This is a genomic window from Streptococcus sp. 20925_1_69, from assembly GCF_041432365.1.
Classification (GTDB): Bacteria; Bacillota; Bacilli; order Lactobacillales; family Streptococcaceae; genus Streptococcus.
In genome coordinates this window covers 27,828-52,172 of sequence record NZ_JAPVZL010000011.1, presented here as the reverse complement: position 1 = coordinate 52,172, position 24,345 = coordinate 27,828, and the positions used below count along the sequence as shown (strand labels likewise).

The 24,345-nt window shown below is 41.7% G+C and carries 20 protein-coding genes; 18 read left to right on the top strand and 2 right to left on the bottom strand.

Going from position 1 to position 24,345, the window contains the following annotated elements; all coding sequences use genetic code 11:
- Nucleotides 1–6: 6 nt before the first annotated feature.
- Nucleotides 7–1,278, bottom strand: a complete 1,272-nt coding sequence (locus tag O3601_RS08040; RefSeq protein ID WP_371472388.1) for a PLP-dependent aminotransferase family protein — start codon at nt 1,276–1,278, stop codon at nt 7–9.
- A 141-nt stretch (nt 1,279–1,419) separates the two neighbouring features.
- On the opposite strand from O3601_RS08040, the gene budA reads away from it, so the two are divergent.
- The 10 genes from budA to alaS all read left to right on the top strand — a co-directional run bounded on the left by budA (nt 1,420) and on the right by alaS (nt 11,656).
- The gene (gene budA / locus O3601_RS08035) at nt 1,420–2,151 is read left to right on the top strand and encodes an acetolactate decarboxylase (RefSeq protein ID WP_371472385.1); all 732 of its coding nucleotides are present in this window, start codon (nt 1,420–1,422) and stop codon (nt 2,149–2,151) included.
- A 9-nt stretch (nt 2,152–2,160) separates the two neighbouring features.
- Nucleotides 2,161–2,913: a YhfC family intramembrane metalloprotease gene (locus tag O3601_RS08030; RefSeq protein WP_371472382.1), complete on the top strand. Its 753-nt coding sequence runs from the start codon at nt 2,161–2,163 to the stop codon at nt 2,911–2,913.
- Nucleotides 2,914–3,025: 112 nt separating this feature from the next.
- Nucleotides 3,026–3,931: a UDP-N-acetylmuramate dehydrogenase gene (murB, locus tag O3601_RS08025; protein WP_371472379.1), complete on the top strand. Its 906-nt coding sequence runs from the start codon at nt 3,026–3,028 to the stop codon at nt 3,929–3,931.
- Nucleotides 3,932–4,090: 159 nt separating this feature from the next.
- Nucleotides 4,091–5,248 (top strand): ABC transporter ATP-binding protein, encoded by a 1,158-nt coding sequence (locus O3601_RS08020; protein WP_000742895.1) that lies wholly within the window; start codon nt 4,091–4,093, stop codon nt 5,246–5,248.
- A complete protein-coding gene (locus O3601_RS08015) occupies nt 5,229–6,035 on the top strand; it encodes an ABC transporter permease (protein WP_000753801.1) in 807 nt (268 codons plus the stop codon). Before O3601_RS08020 ends, O3601_RS08015 begins: the two co-directional genes overlap by 20 nt.
- Complete coding sequence (locus tag O3601_RS08010; RefSeq protein WP_371472369.1) at nt 6,032–6,805, top strand: ABC transporter permease; 774 nt, start codon at nt 6,032–6,034, stop codon at nt 6,803–6,805. Before O3601_RS08015 ends, O3601_RS08010 begins: the two co-directional genes overlap by 4 nt.
- Complete coding sequence (locus O3601_RS08005) at nt 6,802–7,872, top strand: ABC transporter substrate-binding protein (RefSeq protein ID WP_371472366.1); 1,071 nt, start codon at nt 6,802–6,804, stop codon at nt 7,870–7,872. Before O3601_RS08010 ends, O3601_RS08005 begins: the two co-directional genes overlap by 4 nt.
- A gap of 144 nt (nt 7,873–8,016) precedes the next feature.
- Nucleotides 8,017–8,256, top strand: a complete 240-nt coding sequence (locus O3601_RS08000) for a hypothetical protein (protein ID WP_371472364.1) — start codon at nt 8,017–8,019, stop codon at nt 8,254–8,256.
- Between the two features lie 274 nt (nt 8,257–8,530).
- Nucleotides 8,531–9,016: an LURP-one-related/scramblase family protein gene (locus tag O3601_RS07995; protein ID WP_371472363.1), complete on the top strand. Its 486-nt coding sequence runs from the start codon at nt 8,531–8,533 to the stop codon at nt 9,014–9,016.
- A 21-nt stretch (nt 9,017–9,037) separates the two neighbouring features.
- On the top strand, nt 9,038–11,656 hold the full coding sequence (gene alaS, locus O3601_RS07990) for an alanine--tRNA ligase (RefSeq protein WP_371472360.1): 2,619 nt from the start codon (nt 9,038–9,040) through the stop codon (nt 11,654–11,656).
- Nucleotides 11,657–11,745: 89 nt separating this feature from the next.
- Here the strand turns inward: alaS and O3601_RS07985 are convergent, their stop codons facing one another.
- Entirely contained in the window at nt 11,746–13,200 is a 1,455-nt protein-coding gene (locus O3601_RS07985) for an alpha-amylase (RefSeq protein WP_371472358.1), read from the bottom strand.
- A 178-nt stretch (nt 13,201–13,378) separates the two neighbouring features.
- Here O3601_RS07985 and O3601_RS07980 point away from each other — a divergent pair, with 178 nt between their 5' ends.
- The 8 genes from O3601_RS07980 (at nt 13,379) to gyrB (ending at nt 24,320) form a co-directional block, all read left to right on the top strand.
- On the top strand, nt 13,379–14,128 hold the full coding sequence (locus O3601_RS07980; RefSeq protein ID WP_371472356.1) for an ABC transporter ATP-binding protein: 750 nt from the start codon (nt 13,379–13,381) through the stop codon (nt 14,126–14,128).
- On the top strand, nt 14,109–15,746 hold the full coding sequence (locus O3601_RS07975) for a hypothetical protein (protein WP_371472354.1): 1,638 nt from the start codon (nt 14,109–14,111) through the stop codon (nt 15,744–15,746). Before O3601_RS07980 ends, O3601_RS07975 begins: the two co-directional genes overlap by 20 nt.
- A gap of 560 nt (nt 15,747–16,306) precedes the next feature.
- On the top strand, nt 16,307–17,236 hold the full coding sequence (locus O3601_RS07970; RefSeq protein WP_371472351.1) for a peptidase U32 family protein: 930 nt from the start codon (nt 16,307–16,309) through the stop codon (nt 17,234–17,236).
- A gap of 198 nt (nt 17,237–17,434) precedes the next feature.
- A complete protein-coding gene (locus O3601_RS07965; RefSeq protein ID WP_371472348.1) occupies nt 17,435–19,885 on the top strand; it encodes a bifunctional DnaQ family exonuclease/ATP-dependent helicase in 2,451 nt (816 codons plus the stop codon).
- Between the two features lie 36 nt (nt 19,886–19,921).
- On the top strand, nt 19,922–21,145 hold the full coding sequence (locus O3601_RS07960) for an FtsW/RodA/SpoVE family cell cycle protein (protein ID WP_371472345.1): 1,224 nt from the start codon (nt 19,922–19,924) through the stop codon (nt 21,143–21,145).
- Between the two features lie 10 nt (nt 21,146–21,155).
- On the top strand, nt 21,156–21,710 hold the full coding sequence (locus O3601_RS07955; RefSeq protein WP_371472343.1) for a DJ-1 family glyoxalase III: 555 nt from the start codon (nt 21,156–21,158) through the stop codon (nt 21,708–21,710).
- Nucleotides 21,711–21,795: 85 nt separating this feature from the next.
- Nucleotides 21,796–22,359, top strand: a complete 564-nt coding sequence (locus tag O3601_RS07950) for an HAD family hydrolase (RefSeq protein ID WP_371472342.1) — start codon at nt 21,796–21,798, stop codon at nt 22,357–22,359.
- 14 nt (nt 22,360–22,373) lie between these two features.
- Nucleotides 22,374–24,320 carry a DNA topoisomerase (ATP-hydrolyzing) subunit B gene (gyrB, locus tag O3601_RS07945; RefSeq protein ID WP_077804928.1) on the top strand — a complete coding sequence of 649 codons (1,947 nt, stop codon included), beginning with the start codon at nt 22,374–22,376 and terminating at the stop codon, nt 24,318–24,320.
- Nucleotides 24,321–24,345: the final 25 nt, after the last annotated feature.

Below are 24,345 nucleotides of genomic sequence, written 5' to 3'. Positions count from 1 at the left end.
TGGAAGTCATTCCAATTCTGCTTTTAAATAGTTTAAAACATTTTCCAGATTGTCTAAGGACACCTTGGCAAATTGATAAGGGCAGGCGCTCAAGTAAGCTTCTTCAAAGAAGTCCAAACCTAGTTGACTGTGTTTGAGGCTGGCAATTTTAGGATACTGTCGCAGATCTAGTAATAAACCATCGTGAAGCGGAAAGTGAGGAAGGGAGCAAGGTGTTTTAGTTAATCTTTCCTCAATTTGTTTTTGGTAAGCTTCCTGATTAGCCAAGCGGGCCAGACGGTTTTTCTCAAATAGTTGACTGTCGATATAGAGGGACAGGGCCTTTTGCATGATGAGATTGCTGTCGTAGTCTAAGATATTTTTGTAGGCCACAAAGGCTTCCTTGATAGCATTTGGCAGAATGAGTGCCGTAATCCGCAGGGCTGGAAAGAGGCTGGTTGAGAAGGACTTGATGTAAATGACCCGCTCCTCTGTATCCAGATAGTGGAAGGTCTGGCCCTTTTTAGAGTCCAAATCCCCCAAATAGTCGTCCTCTACGATATAGACACCATACTTGGCAGCTAAGTCAAGAATAGCCCGTTTGTCCTGCTCTGAATAGGAATGCCCCAGAGGATAGTGAAAACGAGGAATGGTATAGAAAAACTTAATCTTTCCTGTCTTGAAATGGCCTTCCAGCTCCTCCAAGTCAATCCCATCAATTCCTCGTTCAATCGTTTGATAGTCCAATCCCTGAGCAATCAAGAGGCGGTTCATTCGATGGTAGGTCGGTTGTTCCACCAAGATTTCCTTAGCTTGGCTAGGGAAGGAAATTTGCGAGAGAATAAAAAGGGCTTGTTGGGTTCCAGAAGTCAGTACCAGTTGGTCTGCCTTGCAGTAGAGAGCTTGGTCAAAGAGGAGTTTATGAATGGATTGTCTTAAGTCTTCTAATCCTTCTTGGTTGTCATAGTAGTTGAACAGGTAGTTTTCTCGGCCAATCAAGGTTTCATTGATACAGAGTCGGAAATCGTCATAGGCACTGGCATGTTCGTCAGTGACTTCGATTTCTAGATCCTGGTGTTGCCCTTGTTCTAGGACATAGTAACCACTCTGGGGCTTGGCATAGAGGTATTGTTCGTGCCGTAATTCCAGAAGGGCTCGTTGGATAGTATCCTTGCTACAGTGAAAGTCAAGGCTCAGTTGACGAATAGAAGGCAGGCGGCTACCCGTTGGAAAGCGGCCAGACTCGATACTATTTTTCAGATAAGCTACGACCTCTTGGTACTTGCTTTGTTTCTTCATTCCAGACCTCCCTTGATTTTGTTACATTGTACCCTTTTTTTTATTTCTTGGCAATGTCTAGGGTGTTTCTCTCGTTCACATATAGGGGCAAATGTGGTATACTTAGGAGTAAGATTTACAGAATAACAGACAAGAAAGTGAATGGATAAGAACGTGCAGGAACCAGTGAAATTATTTCAATACAATACCCTTGGAGCCTTGATGGCCGGCCTTTATGGTGGTACCATGACAGTAGGAGAATTGCTGGAGCATGGTGATCTTGGTTTGGGAACCTTGGATTCCATTGATGGGGAATTGATTGTCTTGGATGGCAAGGCTTATCAGGCCAAAGGGTCAGGAGACCAACCAGAGATTGTAGAAGTGTCACCAGATGCCCTTATTCCTTACGCTGCAGTAGTACCACATCAGGCAGAAGTTATTTTCCGCCAGCGGTTTGAGATGACAGACAAGGAATTGGAAGAACGGATTGAGTCTTATTATGATGGGGAAAATCTTTTCCGCTCTATCAAGATTCGGGGGGAATTTTCGCATATGCATGTGCGCATGATTCCTAAGTCGACACCAGAGACCAAGTTTGCTGAGGTAGCAACCCATCAGCCTGAATATCGTCGTGACAATGTCGCAGGAACCATCGTTGGTTTCTGGACGCCAGAGATTTTCCATGGGGTCAGTGTGGCAGGCTATCATCTACACTTCATATCAGATGACTTGACCTTCGGTGGGCATGTCATGGACTTTGTCATCAAGGAAGGCATTATCGAGGTGGGAGCAGTTGACCAGTTGGATCAACGTTTCCCAGTTCAAGACCGTCAATACTTGTTTGCTAAGTTCAATGTTGACGAGATGAAAAAAGATATTGAAAAGGCGGAATAGGAGAAGAAAATGACCATTCATATCATTATTACCATGTTTCTGTTGCTGGCTTTCTTGATAGGAAGCATTTGGTATGCCAAAAAGAAACACCAGATTAATCTAGCTGTCTTGGGCTTGGGGGCTGTTGCCTTCTTTGTCTCTTCACAGATTTTAGAAAAACTGGTGCATATCTTGGTTTTACATCCTCAAAAAGACGGTAGTATTGCCCTCTTGCAAGACCATCCGCTTGTCTATATCATCTATGGCCTAGCCATGGCAGCATTTTTTGAGGAAACAGCTCGCCTTGTTTTCTTCAAATGGTTGGAGAAAAAGAGAAGTTTGGAAAAGGCAGATGCCTTGGCCTATGGCTTGGGGCATGGTGGCTTGGAGTTGATTTTCCTAGGTCTTACTAGTTTGCTCAATCTCTACTTTGTTCTTTCGGCAGTTCAAACGCAAAATCCACAGGTTATGCAATTACTGTCTGAAAATATGTTGAAAACTATTCAGTCGCTGTCTGTTTGGCAGATTTATTTGCTTGGTTTTGAACGAATCTTGGCACTTGGTTTCCAATTACTTTTGACAGTTTGGGTTTACCAAGCTGTTCGCCAGAAGAAATGGATTTATCTCCTAGCAGCCTATGGTCTACATGCCTTCTTTGACCTGGCACCATCTCTAGCCCAAGTTGGTTGGCTGACAAGTCCTGTCTTGGTTGAAGTTGTTCTAGCAGTTGAGCTTATTCTGCTTGCCTATGGAACTAAGGCTATCTTTTGCAAAAAATCATAAGAAAAGGGGGAAACCTCTTTTTTTATTTAAAATAAGCTCAAGATTTTTTTAGGGTCGTCAAATGTCTATAAAAATGGTATAATGGAATGAATTTTGTAAAAGGAAGAGTGACATGTCTGTAAGAGAAAAAATGCTTGAAATCTTAGAAGGAATTGATATCCGTTTCAAGGAACCCTTGCATAGCTATAGTTATACAAAAGTAGGTGGAGAGGCTGATTATCTGGTCTTTCCACGAAATCGTTTTGAGTTGGTTCGTGTTGTCAAATTTGCCAATCAAGAAAATATCCCTTGGATGGTCCTTGGAAATGCCAGCAACATTATCGTTCGTGATGGTGGGATTCGCGGATTTGTCATCTTGTGTGACAAGCTCAATAACGTTTCCGTTGATGGCTATACCATTGAAGCTGAAGCTGGTGCCAACTTGATTGAAACAACTCGTATTGCCCTCCGTCATAGTTTGACTGGTTTTGAGTTTGCTTGTGGCATTCCAGGGAGCGTCGGTGGTGCTGTCTTTATGAATGCGGGTGCATACGGAGGAGAGATTGCACACATCTTGCAGTCTTGTAAGGTCTTGACCAAGGATGGAGAAATCGAAACTCTTTCTGCCAAGGACTTGGCTTTTGGTTACCGCCATTCAGCTATTCAGGAGTCTGGTGCAGTTGTCTTGTCAGCTAAATTTGCCCTAGCTCCAGGAAACCATCAGGTTATCAAGCAGGAAATGGATCGCTTGAGGCATCTACGTGAACTCAAGCAACCTTTGGAATATCCATCTTGTGGTTCGGTATTTAAGCGTCCAGTCGGGCATTTTGCAGGTCAGTTAATTTCAGAAGCTGGCTTGAAAGGCTATCGTATTGGTGGCGTAGAAGTGTCAGAAAAGCACGCAGGATTTATGATCAATGTCGTAGATGGAACGGCTAAAGACTACGAAGACTTGATTGAGTCTGTTATCGAAAAAGTCAAGGAACACTCAGGTATCACGCTTGAAAGAGAAGTCCGTATTTTAGGTGAAAGCAAGTAGGAAGCTGTAGTTGAAAAGCTGCTGCTATGTCATGGAAAGGGGGTGAAAGCCTATCGTTAGTGCAGATGTATGTAGGCAGTTCAATCTCCTACACGAGGTAGTGGCGGCCTGACAGAGCCCTGATCTGTTAATCTATGAAAAAGAAGGAATAAATGACAATTGAAAAAACCAATTATTGAATTCAAAAACGTCTCAAAAGTTTTTGAAGACAGCAACACCAAGGTTCTCAAAGATATCAACTTTGAGTTGGAAGAAGGGAAATTTTATACCCTTTTAGGCGCATCTGGTTCAGGGAAATCAACCATCCTAAACATCATTGCAGGTTTACTGGATGCGACGACAGGAGATATTTTATTGGACGGTGTCCGAATCAATGACATTCCAACCAACAAGCGTGACGTCCATACGGTCTTCCAATCCTATGCCTTGTTTCCACATATGAATGTGTTTGAAAATGTTGCCTTTCCGCTCCGCTTGCGCAAGATTGACAAGAAAGAAATCGAGAAACGCGTAGCGGAAGTTCTCAAGATGGTTCAGTTGGAAGGCTACGAAAAACGTTCCATTCGTAAACTCTCAGGAGGACAACGTCAGCGTGTGGCTATTGCCCGTGCCATCATCAACCAACCCCGTGTGGTCTTGCTAGACGAGCCTTTATCAGCGCTGGACTTGAAATTGAGAACAGACATGCAGTATGAACTGCGTGAACTACAACAACGATTGGGCATTACCTTTGTCTTTGTCACTCACGATCAGGAAGAAGCTCTTGCCATGAGTGACTGGATTTTCGTCATGAATGATGGGGAAATCGTCCAGTCTGGAACGCCAGTAGATATCTATGATGAGCCAATCAACCACTTCGTTGCCACCTTTATCGGCGAGTCAAATATTTTGCCAGGAACCATGATTGAGGACTACTTGGTTGAGTTTAACGGCAAACGCTTCGAAGCGGTCGATGGGGGGATGAAGCCAAATGAGCCAGTCGAAGTCGTGATTCGTCCAGAGGACTTGCGGATTACCCTTCCTGAAGAAGGCAAGCTCCAAGTTAAGGTGGATACCCAACTCTTCCGTGGAGTTCACTATGAAATTATCGCCTATGACGAACTTGGAAATGAATGGATGATCCACTCAACTCGTAAGGCCATCGTGGGTGAGGAAATCGGTCTGGACTTTGAACCAGAAGACATCCATATCATGCGTCTCAACGAAACCGAAGAAGAGTTCGATGCTCGTATCGAAGAATACGTGGAAATTGAAGAGCAAGAAGCAGGTCTGATCAATGCAATCGAGGAGGAAAGAGATGAAGAAAACAAGCTCTAAACTCTTTGTAGTGCCCTACATGCTCTGGATTGCCCTCTTTGTGTTGGCACCCTTGGTCTTGATTTTCGGTCAATCCTTTTTCAATATTGAAGGACAATTCAGTTTAGAAAACTATAAATCTTACTTTGCGTCACAAAATTTGACCTACCTCAAAATGAGTTTCAACTCTGTACTCTATGCAGGAATTGTGACCTTTGTGACCCTGCTTATCAGCTATCCAACAGCCCTCTTTTTGACCCGTCTCAAGCACCGTCAACTCTGGCTTATGCTGATTATCCTGCCAACTTGGATCAATTTGCTCCTCAAGGCCTATGCCTTTATCGGAATTTTTGGTCAAAATGGCTCTATTAACCAATTTTTGGAATTTATCGGAATCGGTTCACAACAGTTGCTCTTTACCGATTTCTCCTTTATCTTTGTCGCAAGTTATATCGAGCTTCCCTTTATGATTTTGCCCATTTTCAATGTCTTGGACGATATGGATAACAATCTTATCAATGCCAGCTATGACTTGGGTGCGACCAAGTGGGAGACCTTCCGTCATGTCATCTTCCCTCTATCGATGAATGGTGTGAGAAGTGGGGTTCAATCCGTCTTTATCCCTAGCTTGAGTCTGTTTATGCTGACTCGTTTGATTGGTGGGAATCGTGTTATCACCTTAGGGACAGCCATTGAGCAAAACTTCCTGACAAATGATAACTACGGTATGGGTTCAACCATCGGTGTAATTCTCATCCTGACCATGTTCATTACCATGTGGGTGACAAAGGAAAGGAGAGAACGATGAAAAAATTTGCTAACCTTTATCTGGGACTGGTCTTTCTTATCCTCTACCTGCCGATTTTTTACTTGATTGGCTATGCCTTTAATGCAGGCAACGACATGAATAGCTTTACAGGTTTTAGCTTGAGCCATTTTAAAACCATGTTTGGCGATGGTCGTCTCATGTTGATTGTGACTCAGACCTTTTTCTTGGCCTTTCTATCAGCCTTGATAGCGACCATTATCGGGACTTTTGGTGCTATTTACATCTACCAGTCTCGTAAGAAATACCAAGAAGCCTTTCTATCACTCAATAATATCCTCATGGTTGCGCCTGATGTTATGATTGGTGCCAGCTTCTTGATTCTCTTTACCCAACTCAAGTTCTCACTTGGATTTTTGACCGTTCTATCTAGTCACGTGGCCTTCTCGATTCCTATCGTGGTCTTGATGGTTTTGCCACGTCTTAAGGAAATGAACGGAGATATGATTCATGCGGCCTATGACTTGGGAGCTAGTCAATTTCAGATGTTTAAGGAAATCATGCTTCCTTACCTGACTCCGTCTATTATTGCAGGTTACTTCATGGCCTTCACCTATTCGCTAGATGATTTTGCCGTGACCTTCTTTGTAACGGGAAATGGCTTTTCAACCCTGTCAGTCGAGATTTACTCTCGTGCTCGTAAGGGGATTTCGCTAGAGATCAATGCCCTGTCTGCCCTCGTCTTTCTCTTTAGTATTATCCTAGTTGTTGGATATTACTTTATCTCACGTGAGAAGGAGGAGCAAGCATGAAAAAACTCTATTCATTTTTAGCAGGAATTGTAGCCATTATCCTCGTCTTGTGGGGAATTGCAACCCATCTAGATAGTAAAATCAATAGTCGAGATAGTCAAAAACTGGTTATCTACAACTGGGGAGACTATATCGATCCAGAACTCTTGGAGCAATTCACAGAAGAAACAGGCATCCAAGTCCAGTATGAGACTTTTGACTCCAATGAAGCCATGTATACCAAGATCAAGCAGGGTGGAACAACCTACGACATTGCCATCCCAAGTGAATACATGATTAACAAGATGAAGGACGAAGACCTCTTGGTTCCGCTTGATTATTCAAAACTTGAAGGTCTTGAAAATATCGGACCAGAGTTCCTCAACCAGTCTTTTGACCCAGGCAATAAATTCTCCATTCCTTACTTCTGGGGAACACTGGGAATTGTCTACAATGAAACCATGCTAGAGGAAGCTCCTGAGCATTGGGATGACCTCTGGAAACCAGAGTATAAGAACTCCATCATGCTCTTTGATGGGGCGCGTGAGGTGCTGGGACTGGGGCTCAACTCCCTTGGCTACAGCCTCAACTCCAAGGATCCCGAGCAGTTGGAAGAAACAGTGGATAAGCTCTATACACTGACTCCAAATATCAAGGCTATTGTGGCGGACGAGATGAAGGGCTACATGATTCAGAATAATGCTGCTATCGGCGTGACCTTCTCTGGTGAAGCTAGCCAAATGCTAGAAAAAAATGAAAATCTACGCTATGTGGTACCGACTGAAGCCAGCAACCTTTGGTTTGACAATATGGTCATTCCCAAAACAGTCAAAAACCAAGATGCAGCCTATGCCTTTATCAACTTTATGTTGAAACCAGAAAATGCTCTCAAAAATGCAGAGTATGTAGGCTATTCAACACCAAACCTACCAGCCAAGGAACTGCTCCCAGAGGAGAAAAAAGAAGACAAGGCCTTCTATCCAGATGCTGAAACCATGAAACACCTAGAAGTTTATGAGAAATTTGACCATAAATGGACAGGCAAATATAGCGATCTCTTCCTACAGTTTAAAATGTATCGGAAGTAGGATGTATGAAAACGGATCAGTCACGCTGGTTCGTTTTTTTATGTAAAAGTCAAATTTTGTAACTGTATGTTTTTCTATGATAGTTTCTTATTTTCTTACCTGGTAGTATACTAAGCTTAACCTTACAGAAAACGGTAACAAATAATGAAAATGTCTACTTTTTTCAAAAAAAGTTTCTGGCCAACCTTTTTGACTGTTCAGCAAACTGTTATACTATTCTATCTAAAGGATGGTTTGGATCGACAATACCTAACAACTGAGTCTATATATTTGGTGATAGGAAACTTTATATTTGCAAATATTTGCGTAGCTATATTTAGCAATTCGAAAACTTGGGATAAAAAGAGTGATAGCAGTAAGAAAAAGTATATTCTGAAAAAGTAATCTGAGATGTAGGGAATGGCTCTGATTCAATGAGAATCATTTCCAGTTGACGCAAACTTAAAAAAACGTTATAATAAGAAAGTTGAGAATTGATTTTCAGTTGTCTTAGTCCAGAGAAATGGCGGTGCTGCGAGCCATCTAAGCTAGGAAGTCATGCTACTCAATCATACAATTGCATAAGAATAAGAGAATGACAAGTTCATTGAATGAAGGTGGTACCGCGGTTTTTCGCCCTTCGTGATATGAGCTTGTCTTTTGATTTTTGGAGGTGTTGATGAAAACATTTCTTGTCAAACAAAAGTTTCGTCTTGGAGGCGAACGCTTCGCTATCAAGGATGACAGGGGAGAAATCGCCTATCAGGTGGAGGGATCATTTTTTAAGATTCCCAAAACTTTTATCATCTATGATGCTAATGGTGAACAGGTCAGTCAGATCAGTAAAGAAATCTTGACCTTGCTACCTCGTTTTGAGATTCAACTTAGGGATGGCTCGAGTTTTGTCATTCGTAAGAAGTTGACCTTCTGGCGAGATAAGTATGAGTTTGATAATCTGGGTCTTCGTATCGAGGGCAATATCTGGGATTTAGATTTCAAATTGCTAGATGATCGCGATCAGCTAATTGCAGAAATTAAGAAGGAACTCTTCCATCTGACCTCTACCTATACTGTAACAGTTCTTGACGATGCTTATGCAGACCTAGTCATTTCCCTCTGTGTCGCGATTGACTATGTGGAAATGCTGGAAAGCCAATCACATTAAACAAGTAAATAAGGAGACAATATGAAACAACTATCTAGTGCACAAGTACGCCAAATGTGGCTTGACTTCTGGGCGACCAAAGGTCACTCAGTAGAACCATCAGTGAGCTTGGTTCCTGTAAATGACCCAACCCTTTTGTGGATCAACTCTGGGGTAGCAACTCTTAAGAAATACTTTGACGGGACCATCATTCCTGAAAATCCGCGTATTACCAATGCCCAAAAGGCTATCCGTACCAACGACATTGAAAACGTAGGGAAGACTGCACGTCACCATACTATGTTTGAAATGTTGGGGAACTTTTCTATCGGGGATTACTTCCGTGACGAAGCGATCACTTGGGCTTATGAGCTTTTGACAAGCCCAGAATGGTTTGATTTCCCAGCGGAAAAACTTTACATGACTTACTATCCAGACGATAAAGATTCATACAACCGCTGGATTGAAGTGGGAGTGGATCCAAGTCACTTGATTCCAATCGAGGACAACTTCTGGGAAATCGGTGCTGGACCTTCTGGACCTGATACAGAAATCTTCTTTGACCGTGGAGAAGCTTTTGACCCAGAAAATATTGGTATTCGTCTTCTTGCAGAAGATATTGAGAACGACCGCTATATCGAAATCTGGAACATCGTTTTGTCACAATTTAACGCAGACCCTGCTGTTCCTCGTAGTGAGTACAAGGAATTGCCACACAAGAACATTGATACGGGCGCTGGTTTGGAGCGCTTGGTGGCAGTTATCCAAGGAGCTAAGACAAACTTTGAAACAGACCTCTTCATGCCAATCATTCGTGAAGTGGAGAAATTGTCTGGTAAGGTCTACGACCAAGATGGCGACAACATGAGCTTCAAGGTTATCGCTGACCACATCCGTTCCCTTTCATTTGCCATCGGTGATGGTGCCCTTCCAGGAAATGAAGGTCGTGGTTACGTCCTTCGCCGTCTTCTCCGTCGTGCTTCTATGCATGGTCAAAAATTGGGAATCAACGAGCCTTTCCTTTACAAACTCGTTCCAACCGTTGGAAAAATCATGGAAAGCTACTACCCAGAAGTTCTTGAAAAACGTGACTTTATCGAAAAAATCGTTAAGAGCGAAGAAGAGTCATTTGCTCGTACCCTTCACTCAGGTCAACACTTTGCCCAAGGCATTGTAGCTGACTTGAAAGAAAAAGGTCAATCTGTCATTGCTGGTTCAGATGTCTTCAAACTCTACGATACTTATGGATTCCCAGTTGAATTGACTGAAGAAATCGCTGAAGAAGCTGGGATGACTGTAGACCGTGAAGGATTTGAAGCAGCCATGAAAGAACAGCAAGAACGTGCGCGTGCCTCAGCTGTCAAGGGTGGCTCAATGGGTATGCAAAATGAAACCCTTCAAAACATCACTGTAGAAAGTGTCTTCAACTACAATGCTAGCCAATTGTCCTCTAAATTGGTGGCTATCGTGGCTGACAATGCAGAAGTGGAAGCTGTAGCAGAAGGAACTGCATCACTGATCTTTGCGGAAACTCCATTCTATGCTGAAATGGGTGGACAGGTCGCTGACCACGGACAAATCTTGGATGAGTCAGGTTCAGTTATAGCTAAGGTGACAAATGTTCAAAAAGCTCCGAATGGACAAGCCCTTCATACAGTTGAAGTCCATGCACCACTTGCTTTGAACCAAGAATATACCTTGGCAATTGATACAAATCGTCGTCACCGTGTTATGAAAAACCACACTGCGACTCACTTGCTTCACGCTGCCCTTCACAATATCCTTGGAAATCACGCAACACAAGCAGGATCTCTTAACGAAGTCGAATTCCTTCGTTTTGACTTTACCCACTTCCAAGCTGTGACTGCTGAAGAATTGCGTGCGATTGAACAGCAAGTCAACGAAAAAATCTGGGAAGCTCTTGAAGTGAAGACAGTTGAAACAGATATTGACACTGCCAAAGAAATGGGAGCTATGGCCCTCTTTGGTGAGAAATACGGCAAGGAAGTTCGTGTTGTTACTATCGGTGACTACTCTATCGAGCTTTGTGGTGGTACCCACGTTGGCAACACTTCTGAGATTGGACTCTTCAAGATTGTCAAAGAAGAAGGGATCGGATCAGGAACTCGCCGTATCTTGGCAGTGACTGGTAAGGAAGCCTTTGAAGCCTACCGTGAACAAGAAGATGCTCTTAAAGCTGTCGCAGCAACCTTGAAAGCACCTCAAGTCAAGGAAGTACCTCACAAGGTAGAAGGACTTCAAGAACAACTTCGTCAATTACAAAAAGAAAATGCTGAGTTGAAAGAAAAAGCCGCAGCTGCAGCTGCAGGCGATATCTTCAAGGATGTTAAGGAAGTTAACGGTCACCGTTACATTGCTAGCCAAGTTTCTGTATCAGACGCAGGTGCCCTTCGTACTTTTGCAGATAACTGGAAACAAAAAGACTACTCTGATCTTCTTGTCCTAGTTGCTGCTATCGGAGACAAAGTCAATGTCCTTGTAGCAAGCAAGACAAAAGACCTTCATGCAGGAAACCTTGTCAAAGAATTGGCACCAATCGTCGATGGACGTGGTGGTGGTAAACCAGACATGGCCATGGCAGGAGGAAGCAACCAAGCTAAAATCCAAGAATTGTTGGATGAAGTAGCAGGTAAATTGTAATTAAGCAAAGATCTATCCATTTGGGTAGGTCTTTTTATGACTACAAAAAAGCCAAATCCGTTTGGACCTGGCTTGGTTATCATTGAGTATTAGATTGTATTGGCTGCCCAGACACTTACCGAAGCAGCTGAGACTGGGAATTGTCCATAACCTTCCTCATCAATTGTAACTTGACCTTGGTGGTTTCCAAGTAAGTCTATGAAGGTTTGGTTAGCCCATTCTTGGCCGACAAACATTGATTTGCTGTTTTCTTGGTCATTTGAGATAAGGACTGCGATTGGGGATTGATGTTCAGCACCTGAACGTACCCAACCGATACAGTTAGCATCATCAAAGTAGTCATTTTGTTCTCCATAGGCCAAATCTTTTCGGATGGCTAGGAGGCGGTCAAGGACTTCTTTGAAATCTTGTTGAGCATATTGCCCTGAAATCCCATAGTAGTCGCCGTAAAAGACACATGGAAGGCCATTTTGGCGTAACAGAATGAGGGCATAGGCTGCTGGTTTGAACCATTCTTCAACGGTAGACTCAAGAGCCTGACCACGTTGGGTATCGTGGTTGTCGACAAAAGTCACAGCCTTGTCGGGCTTGAGTTCAACCAAGCTATCTGTGAAAATACCACGAAGGTCATAGTCGGAACCTGCTCGGCTAGCATCAAAGAGATTCTGGTGGAGACGAACATCGACAAGGTCAAAGCGTTCTTCCGTTTTTTCAAGATAGTCTAGATTGGCTTCCTTATCGGGATTCCAAAATTCACCAAAAACGTAGAAATCTTGACCATATTTTTCCTTCATATCACGAATGAAATTGCTCATAAAGAAAGAGTCGATGTGTTTAACGGCATCCAAGCGGAAACCAGCTACACCAGTCGTCTCCATGAACCAGTCAGCCCAATCATAGATATTTTGGATGACTTCAGGATGTTTAAAGTCTAGATCGGCATACATGAGGTAGTCGTAGTTTCCGTTTTCGTTATCGACCAATTCCTCGTTGGCCCAGCCCTTATTGTCACCTTGGATCAGATAAATCCCAGACTTACGACGTTTGGCATCATAGTCTGTACCGGTGAAGTGGTACCAGTGCCAGTGGAAGTCATTGTAGGTATCTTGGCGACCATCGAAGGTAAAACTAGTCCAGCCATTGATGGTGAAGGGTTCTCCAAGTTCAACCGTACGGTCTACAGGGTCCACCTCAATAACCTGAAAGGCTTCCATGTGATCAGCAGCAGCCTTGTGATTGAGCACCACATCGGCCATAGGTTGAATTCCCTGTGCTTTTAGAGCTTGAATGGCTTGAAGATAGTCTTCTTTAAAACCATACTTGGTGCGGACAGTCCCTTTTTGGTTGAACTCACCAAGGTCAAATAGGTCATAGACCCCATAACCGACATCTTTTTCATTGGTTGCCTTAAAAGCTGGTGGCATCCAGACATGACTGATACCGAGATCAGCTAGGTGTTGAGCATCTTCAGCCAGACGCGTCCAGTGCTGGCCGTCGTGGGGCAGATACCATTCAAAGTATTGCATGAGTGTTTGATTTTGCATGATGTTTCCTCTTACTTGTCAATCTTGTTTTTTATTCTATCATAAAGTATTGGTTAGCGCCAACGTTTGCATAAGATAGAAGGAAACTATTTTAACTAATTAAAATAAAGTGTTGATTTTTTTGTATCAAAGTGCTAGTATAATAGTATGTAATATAGATAAAGATAGGAGTCATCCCATGATTGAATTTCAAAATGTTAGTAAGTTGTATGGTGATAAAGAGGCTTTGAGCAATCTCAATTTGCAGATTGAAAATGGGGAGATTATGGGCTTGATTGGCCATAATGGGGCTGGAAAATCGACTACCATAAAATCCTTAGTCAGTATCATTTCACCCAGCAGTGGTCGTATTTTGGTAGATGGTCAGGAGTTATCGGAAAATCGCTTGGCTATTAAACGAAAGATTGGCTACGTAGCAGACTCGCCTGACTTATTTTTACGCTTAACGGCCAATGAATTTTGGGAATTGATCGCCTCATCCTATGATCTAACTATCTCTGACTTGGAGTCTAGTCTAGCTAGGCTATTGAACGTTTTTGATTTTGCTGAAAATCGCTATCAGGTTATTGAAACCCTTTCTCACGGAATGCGTCAGAAAGTCTTTGTCATCGGGGCACTCTTGTCTGATCCTGATATTTGGGTTTTGGACGAACCCTTGACTGGTTTGGATCCTCAGGCTGCCTTTGATTTGAAGCAGATGATGAAGGAGCATGCGCAAAAAGGCAAGACAGTCTTGTTTTCAACCCATGTCCTAGAGGTGGCCGAGCAAGTCTGTGATCGGATTGCCATTTTGAAAAAGGGGCATTTGATTTATTGTGGTAGCGTAGAGGACTTGAGAAAAGACAACCCAGACCAGTCTTTGGAAAGTATCTACCTTAGCCTTGCTGGTAGAAAAGAGGAGGTTTCAGATGCGTCTCAAGGTCATTAAAAAATTAGTTGATATCAATATCCTCTATTCATCTCAAGAAGCTAATCTGGCTAACCTACGAAAGAAGCAAGCTAAAAATCCTGGGAAAAAAGTAAATGTTTCCGCTAGAGTCCTAAGTTCTTACATTTTTTCCAGTCTCTTGATGCTCATCATGTTTATAAATATAGCCTTTCGTTTTCCTTTTGAGGAAATACCAAGTTTTTTTAGTAGCATGGTTGCTATTTTACTGGTGCTTGCCTTTTCAACTTCTTTCACTGCATTTTACAATGTCTTTTATGAGAGTAAGGACTTGGCATCGTATAGGCCCTATGCCTTTAAAGAATCAGAGATTATAATTGCTAAAGGACTGTCTGTTTTCTTGCCAGCTCTAGCTGGAATTGTACCAATCCTAGCTTATTTTCTAGTCCTCTATATTAGGCTAGCTCCTTCTTTTTGGCTGGGCTTGCCTTTGATGCTACTGTCCTTGACCTTATTATTTGTCTCTGTTACTTTAGTGATGGTAGTGGCAGTACATTTCTTGGCTCAGACTACGGTCTTCAGAAAGTATCAGTCTATTTTTTCGAATGTGATGATTGGGATAGGGGTTCTCATACCTTTAATATTTGTCCTCTTTCTACAGTCGACTTTTGGAAGTATTGTTGACAAAGTTAGAGACATTCCATTTCTCCTTTATCCTCTTCATATCTTTTACAAAATAGCAGTGGAGCCTTTTTCGACAGAAGCCATACTGGGTCTGTTAGCTTGGATAGCTTTAACTGTTTTCTTGCTTTACCTGACCAAAAAGAAGGTTCTTCCTCATTTTTATGACGTGATTCTGCTTAACAGTGAGGAGAAGGTCAAGAAAGAACGTCGCAATAAGGAGAGAATTTCAACTACTAATAAAAAGGGCTTTTTCCGTATGGTTTTACGCTACCACCTCACCCTCTTGGGACAGGGAACTGGCGTGATTACAGTGCTTTTTACAAGTGCTTTTCTTCCTTATCTCATGATGATCGGTCTGATTTCCAAAATTCGAGATTCTCAGATAGTTCCAGACATTCATCCTCCATACTGGTTACCCTTGTTTTTTATAGCTCTCTTTATAGCAGTTGTCAATAACAATATCACCAGCCTGCATTCAATTGCCTTGTCCTTGGAGAGGGAAAATGTTGATTTTCTTAAGAGTTTACCCTTTGACTTTGCTCGTTATGTGAAAGTGAAATTTTGGATTATATTTGCTGTCCAGTCCTTTTTACCAATTCTGACTTTACTTGGTCTTTCTCTATATCTAGGCTTGCCCATCCTTTCGATGATTTACCTTCTTGTGGCATGGATCCTTGCCAGTGTCATCCTTTCTTGCTACAATTACTTTAAGGACGTGAAAAATCTGTCAACCAATTGGAGTAGCATTACGGACTTGGTGAACCGTTCAAATCGTATAGTAGCAATTGTTTTGATTTTGGTTTATAGTGCAATCTTAATGGCCCTTGTAATAGGGAGCTTATTCTTGGTTCAGTCTCTCGCCCCTGTCCTTGCCATCAGCTTGGGAGTAGGAGTTCTTATCCTCTTGCTTGGTCTTGCTATTTTTGGCTATCATTACTACATGTCACGCATATTGACAGAAATAGAAAAAAGATGAGATAATTGGTCGCTTGCTTGATAAATTTTATAAAAAGAAATGAAGCTGAGCAAAAAACCACTTCTAACTAGCAAAAAAACGAGTATTTCCGTAGATGGAGATACTCGTTTTTGTTACTATAACAACAAAACGACTAGAAATTTATAACAATATATAAATTCTATAGCATCAATTGCTTAAATTTTGGACTAGATTTTATCTATGGTGTTTTGAAGATTAATGGAGCTTGAGATGTTTGCTATTTATGGATAGCATACAAAATCATTGTTACTGGTGAGCTCTCTTATGCTTACGGGTCTACCTTTTATCTAGTTATTCTTATAAAAATCCGTTTTATACTCAATGAAAAACAAAGAGCAAACTAGGAAGCTAGCCTCAGGTTGCTCAAAGCACCGCTTTGAGGTTGCAGATAAAGCTGACGTGATTTGAAGAGTATTAGACTAATTTCCACTTTGTTGAGTCAAGTGGAAGTTACTTTGAGAAGTTACCGAAATAATTCCTATTTGTAAAACTTTGATAAGTCTTGGCTGATTTGATAGAAATGTGGTATAATTTTTCTTATGGAAAAGATTATTATTACAGCAACTGCTGAAAGTATTGAACAAGTTAAACAACTGCTCGAAGCTGGCGTAGATCGTATTTATGTCGGTGAGAAAGATTTTGGCCTTCGTCTGCCAACGACCTTTAGTTATGACCAATTGTGTGAAATCGCTAAGTTGGTTCATGATGCTGGTAAGGAATTGATCGTTGCAGTCAATGCCCTTATGCACCAAGACATGATGGACCGTATCAAGCCTTTCTTAGACTTTTTGGAAGAAATTAAGACAGACTACATTACGATTGGGGATGCAGGTGTCTTTTACGTTGTCAATCGTGATGGCTATTCTTTCAAGACTATCTATGATGCTTCAACTATGGTGACAAGCAGTCGTCAGATTAACTTCTGGGGACAAAAAGCTGGTGCTTCTGAGGCTGTTTTGGCGCGTGAAATTCCATCTGCTGAACTCTTCAAAATGCCAGAGATTTTGGAAATTCCTGCTGAAGTTTTGGTTTACGGAGCTAGTGTCATCCATCATTCTAAGCGTCCGCTCTTGCAAAACTATTATAACTTTACGCATATCGATGATGAAAAGACTCGCAAGCGTGACCTTTTCTTGGCTGAACCAAGTGACCCTGAGAGCCATTATTCCATTTTTGAAGATAATCATGGTACCCACATTTTTGCCAACAATGACCTTGATTTGATGACTAAATTGACAGAATTGGTGGAGTATGGTTTCACTCACTGGAAACTAGAAGGGCTCTACACTCCTGGTCAGAACTTTGTTGAGATTGCAAAACTCTTTATCCAAGCACGTAGTTTGATTCAAGAGGGCAACTTTAGCCATGACCAAGCTTTCTTGCTGGATGAAGAAGTGCGTAAGTTACACCCTAAAAACCGTTTCCTTGATACAGGATTTTATGACTACGATCCTGACATGGTTAAATAAAGTAAATGATTCGTTGAGAGAAGGAAGATGCAAACATTTCTTCTCTCATTTTTTCTTATTCTCCAATATTTTCAAAGAATTAGTAGGCTAGGATGCTCTATTTGATGGGATTTTTAAGACAAGTAGTGTTCTTGTGTTTGAAAATTATCCCATGTTTGCAGGTGCCAAATGGCCCTTTTTTTGGTATAATTTTTTATAATGAAAACGATTGGTAATCGCTATGTTGTGGTTGATTTAGAGGCAACTAGCACAGGTAGTAAGGCTAAAATTATCCAAGTGGGAATTGTTGTGATTGAGGATGGAAAAATCGTCGATCACTATACGACAGATGTCAATCCACACGAAGCTCTGGATGCTCATATTAAAGAACTGACAGGGCTAACTGACCAACGTCTAGCGCAAGCACCTGATTTTTCGCAAGTTGCCAGAAAAATCTTTGACTTGGTGGAGGATGGGATTTTTGTAGCCCATAATGTTCAGTTTGATGCTAATCTCTTGGCTGAAAATTTATTTTTTGAAGGCTATGAGTTAAGAAATCCTCGTGTTGACACGGTTGAATTGGCCCAGGTATTTTTCCCTGAACTGGAAAAATATAGTTTGCCTATTTTGTGCCGAGAATTAGGAATTCCTCTTCAACACGCTCACACAGCTCTTTCAGATGCCCAAGCCACTGCGGAATTACTCCTTTTTCTACAAGAAAAGATGGCCCAGCTCCCTAAAGGTCTCTTGGAACGCTTGCTGGAAATGGCTGACGCTCTCTTATATGAGTCCTATCTGGTTATTGAAGAAATTTATCGAAACCAATCTATCCTGAGTTATCCAGACTTGGTCGAAGTTCAAGGACTGTATTTCAAGAAACCTGCAGCTCCCCTGAAGTCACGAAAGCTATCTCGAGATTTTTCTAAAAATATTTCTCTGTTGAATCTTGAAGTGAGGGAGGAGCAAGAAAATTTTGCTAAAGAGGTTGGCTTGCTATTGAAAGATGAGCCTGTCTCACTAATTCAAGCGCCAACAGGGATTGGAAAAACCTATGGCTATCTCTTACCTGCTTTATCTCAAGCCAAAGAGCGTCAAATTGTTCTTAGTGTTCCGACAAAGATTCTTCAAAATCAAATCATGGAAGAAGAAGGTAGACGTCTCAAGGAAGTGTTCCATATAGATATTCATAGTTTAAAGGGGCCACAAAATTATCTGAAGTTGGATGCCTTTTATTGTTCCTTGCAGGAAAATGATGAAAATCGCTTACTTAGACGCTTTAAGATGCAACTCTTGGTCTGGCTGACAGAGACTGAGACAGGAGATTTGGATGAAATTGGGCAACTTTACCGTTACCAACATTTTCTAGCAGACCTTCGTCATGACGGGAATTTATCATCCCATAGCTTATTTGTGACGGAAGATTTCTGGAAACGCAGTCAAGAAAGGGCACAAACCTGCAAGCTTTTAGTGACCAATCACGCCTATCTTGTAACCAGACTGGAAGATAATCCTGAATTTGTCAGTGATCGTTTATTGATTATTGATGAAGTTCAAAAAGTTTTGTTGGCCCTAGAAAATCTGCTTCAAGAGACTCACGATATCCAGTCTATTATCGATTTGCTTGATAAGGCTTTACTGGAGGAGCAAAATAAGGTCCAACAACGAATACTAGAAAGCATTCGCTTTGAGTGTCTTTACTTGATCGAACAATTTCAGTCTGGAAAATCTAAGAAAAATATCTTAGATTCTCTTGCCAATCTCCACCAGTATTTTTCAGAATTAGAAGTAGAAGGCTTTGAGGAGTTAGTTCGCTATTTTACAGCTGACCGAGATTACTGGCTTGAAGCAACTGAAACGAGTCAAAAGAAAATTCAGATTTCTTCTACGAAATCAGGCCGTATTCTTCTATCTTCCTTAGTGCCTGATTCATGTCAAGTCTTGGGAGTGTCGGCCACTCTTGAGATTAGTCAAAGAGTTTCTTTGGCAGACCTGTTAGGCTATCCCGAAGCTAAATTTGTTAAGATTGAAGCTCGTAGAAAACAGGACCAAGAAGTGGTCTTGATCAAAGATTTCCCTTTGGTGACAGAAACTTCCTTAGAAGTCTATGCCAAAGAGGTAGCTGATTTGCTGATGGATGTTCAAGCTTTCCAACAACCGATTTTGGTTCTCTTTACTGCTAAAGATATGCTTCTAGCAGTATCGGATTTACTTCCAGTTAGCCACTTGGCCCAGTATAAAAATGGGGATGTTCATCAGCTAAAGAAACGCTTTGAAAAAGGTGAACAACAAATCCTGCTTGGTGCAGCAAGTTTCTGGGAGGGAGTGGATTTTTCAAGCCATCCTTTTGTGATTCAAGTTGTACCAAGACTCCCTTTTCAAAATCCTCAAGAGTCCTTGACGAAAAAGATCAATCAAGAACTGAATCAAGAAGGAAAAAATGCCTTTTATGATTATCAGTTGCCGATGGCTATTATTCGTTTAAAACAGGCTTTGGGAAGAAGTATGAGACGCGAACACCAACGTTCCTTAACTCTTATTTTGGATAGGAGAATTTTCGGAAAGCGATATGGCAAACAAATAGCAGTATCTCTAGCAAAAGAAGCGACTGTTAAAACCGTCTCTCAATCCGAAGTTGATGAGACTATTGATGAATTTTTAAATGAGCTTTGATAAATAGTATAGTATGAAAGTATAAGGTTAGTATATATGAAACGTTCTCTCGACTCTAGAGTCGATTATAGTTTGCTATTGCCAGTATTTTTTCTACTGGTTATCGGCGTGGTGGCTATCTATATAGCCGTTAGTCATGATTATCCAAACAATATTCTGCCCATTTTAGGGCAGCAGGTCGCCTGGATCGCCTTGGGGCTTGTGATTGGTTTTGTGGTCATGCTCTTTAATACAGAATTTCTTTGGAAGGTGACCCCCTTTCTATATATTTTAGGCTTGGGACTCATGGTCTTGCCGATCGTCTTTTATAATCCAAGCTTAGTTGCATCAACGGGTGCCAAAAACTGGGTATCAATAAATGGAATTACCCTATTCCAACCGTCAGAATTTATGAAGATATCCTATATTCTCATGTTGGCTCGTGTGATTGTTCAATTTACAAAGAAACATAAGGAATGGAGACGCACAGTTCCGCTGGACTTTTTATTAATTTTTTGGATGATTGTCTTTACCATTCCAGTCCTAGTTCTTTTGGCACTTCAAAGTGACTTGGGGACGGCTTTGGTTTTTGTAGCTATTTTCTCGGGAATCGTTTTATTATCAGGAGTTTCTTGGAAAATTATTATTCCAGTATTTGTGACTGCTGTAACAGGAGTTGCTGGATTCTTAGCCATCTTTATCAGTAAGGGCGGCCGGGCTTTTCTCCATCAATTGGGGATGCCGACCTACCAAATCAATCGTATCTTGGCTTGGCTCAATCCATTCGACTTTGCCCAAACAACCACTTACCAGCAGGCTCAAGGACAAATCGCCATTGGCAGCGGTGGCTTATTTGGTCAGGGATTTAATGCTTCGAATCTGCTTATTCCAGTTCGTGAGTCGGATATGATTTTCACGGTGATCGCAGAAGATTTTGGCTTTATTGGCTCTGTCCTTGTTATTGCCCTTTACCTCATGCTGATTTACCGTATGTTGAAGATTACTCTTAAATCAAATAACCAGTTCTACACCTATATTTCTACTGGCTTGATTATGATGTTGCTCTTCCACATCTTTGAAAATATCGGCGCTGTGACGGGCTTGCTTCCTTTGACTGGGATTCCCTTGCCATTCATTTCTCAAGGTGGATCGGCTATTATCAGTAACTTGATTGGTATTGGCTTGCTTTTATCGATGAGTTACCAGACAAACCTAGCTGAAGAAAAGAGCGGAAAAGTCCGATTCAAGCGGAAAAAGGTTGTATTAAAACAAATCAAATAAGGAGAAAATCATGGTTAAAGTAGCCGTTATGTTAGCTCAGGGCTTTGAAGAAATTGAAGCTTTGACAGTTGTAGATGTCTTGCGTCGTGCCAATATCACTTGTGATATGGTTGGTTTTGAAGAGCAAGTGACGGGTTCACATGCAATCCAAGTAAGAGCAGATCGTGTCTTTGAGGGTGATTTATCAGACTATGACATGATTGTCCTTCCTGGAGGGATGCCTGGTTCTGCACATTTGCGCGATAATCAGGCCTTGATTCAAGAGTTGCAAAGCTTCGAACGAGAAGGGAAGAAACTGGCAGCTATTTGTGCGGCGCCAATTGCCCTCAATCAAGCAGGGCTATTGAAAAATAAGCAGTACACTTGCTATGATGGCGTTCAAGAGCAAATCCTTGATGGTCAATATGTCAAGGAAACAGTAGTGGTAGATGGACATTTGATAACCAGTCGAGGTCCCTCGACAGCCCTTGCCTTTGCCTACGAGTTGGTAGAGCAACTAGGAGGAGACGCAGAGACTTTACGAACAGGAATGCTTTATCGAGATGTCTTTGGTAAAAATCAGTAAAACGGGAGTTAAACTCTCGTTTTTTTATGTGGAAAACTCAGGGAAATCATCGCTTTTTTCATAAAAAAATGCTATAATGAAGGGTATGAAATATCACGATTATATCTGGGATTTAGGTGGAACTTTACTGGATAATTACGAAACTTCAACAGCTGCATTTGTTGAAACATTGGCACTGTATGGTATCACACAAGACCATGATAGTGTCTATCAAGCTTTAAAGGTTTCTACTGATTTTGCGATTGAGACATTCGCTCCCGACTTAGAGCATTTTTTAGAAAACTACAAGGAAAATGAAGCCAGAGAGCTTGAACACCCGATTTTGTTTGATGGAGTTTCTGACTTATTAGCAGATATTTCAAATCAAGGTGGGCGTCATTTTTTGGTTTCTCATCGAAATGATCAGGTCTTGGAAATTTTAGAAAAAACCTCTATAGCAACCTATTTTACAGAAGTAGTCACTTCTAGCTCCGGTTTTAAGAGAAAGCCAAATCCTGAGTCCATGATTTATTTAAGAGAAAAGTATCAGATTAGCTCTGGTCTTGTTATTGGTGATCGGTCGATTGATATCGAAGCAGGTCAAGCTGCTGGACTCGATACCCACTTGTTTACCAGTATCGTGAATTTAAGACAAGTATTAGACATGTAAGAAAAAGGAATAAGATGACAGAAGAAATCAAAAATCTGCAGGCACAAGATTATGATGCCAGTCAAATTCAAGTTTTAGAGGGCTTAGAGGCTGTTCGTATGCGTCCAGGGATGTATATCGGATCAACCTCAAAAGAAGGTCTTCACCATTTAGTCTGGGAAATTGTTGATAACTCAATTGATGAGGCCTTGGCAGGATTTGCCAGCCATATTCAAGTCTTTATTGAGCCAGATGATTCGATTACTGTTGTCGATGATGGGCGTGGTATCCCAGTCGATATTCAGGAAAAAACAGGTCGACCTGCCGTTGAGACTGTCTTTACTGTTCTGCACGCTGGAGGAAAGTTTGGCGGTGGCGGCTACAAGGTTTCAGGTGGTCTTCACGGAGTTGGGTCCTCAGTTGTTAACGCCCTTTCCACTCAATTAGACGTTCATGTCCACAAAAACGGGAAGATTCATTACCAAGAATACCGTCGTGGTCATGTTGTTGCAGACCTTGAGGTGGTTGGGGATACAGATAGAACTGGAACAACGGTTCACTTCACACCAGACCCAGAAATCTTTACGGAAACAACAACCTTTGATTTTGATAAATTAAATAAACGGATTCAAGAGTTGGCCTTTCTAAATCGTGGTCTTCAAATCTCCATCACAGATAAGCGTGAGGGGTTAGAACAAACTAAGCATTACCACTATGAAGGTGGGATTGCTAGTTACGTTGAATATATCAATGAGAATAAGGATGTGATTTTTGATACACCAATCTACACAGATGGTGAGATGGATGATATCACAGTTGAAGTAGCCATGCAGTACACAACTGGCTACCATGAAAATGTCATGAGTTTCGCTAACAATATTCATACCCATGAAGGTGGAACGCATGAACAAGGTTTCCGTACAGCCTTGACTCGTGTTATCAATGATTATGCTCGCAAGAATAAACTGCTTAAAGACAATGAAGACAACTTGACAGGGGAAGATGTCCGAGAAGGACTAACTGCAGTTATCTCAGTTAAACACCCAAATCCACAGTTTGAAGGACAAACCAAGACCAAACTGGGGAATAGCGAAGTGGTCAAGATTACCAATCGCCTCTTCAGTGATGCCTTCTCCGATTTCCTCATGGAAAATCCACAGATTGCCAAACGTATCGTGGAAAAAGGGATTTTAGCTGCCAAGGCTCGTGTGGCTGCCAAGCGTGCGCGTGAAGTAACTCGTAAAAAATCTGGTTTGGAAATTTCCAACCTTCCAGGGAAACTAGCAGACTGTTCTTCTAACAATCCTGCTGAAACAGAACTCTTCATCGTCGAAGGAGACTCAGCTGGTGGATCAGCCAAATCGGGTCGTAACCGTGAATTTCAGGCTATCCTTCCGATTCGCGGTAAGATTTTGAACGTTGAAAAGGCAAGTATGGATAAGATTCTAGCTAACGAAGAAATTCGTAGTCTTTTCACAGCGATGGGAACAGGATTTGGCGCAGAATTTGATGTTTCAAAAGCTCGTTACCAAAAACTTGTTCTGATGACCGATGCCGATGTCGATGGAGCCCACATTCGTACCCTTCTTTTAACCTTGATTTATCGTTATATGAAACCAATTCTAGAAGCTGGTTATGTTTATATTGCCCAACCACCAATCTATGGTGTCAAGGTTGGAAGTGAGATTAAAGAATATATCCAGCCAGGAGCAGATCAAGAAATCAAACTCCAAGAAGCTTTAGCCCGTTATAGTGAAGGTCGTACCAAACCAACCATTCAGCGCTATAAAGGTCTGGGTGAAATGGATGACCACCAATTGTGGGAAACAACCATGGATCCGGAACATCGCTTGATGGCCAGAGTTTCTGTGGATGATGCTGCAGAAGCAGATAAAATCTTTGATATGTTGATGGGGGATCGAGTAGAGCCTCGTCGTGAGTTTATCGAAGAAAATGCCGTCTATAGTACACTTGATGTCTAAAAAATCGGGAGAAGTAGTTCCCTTG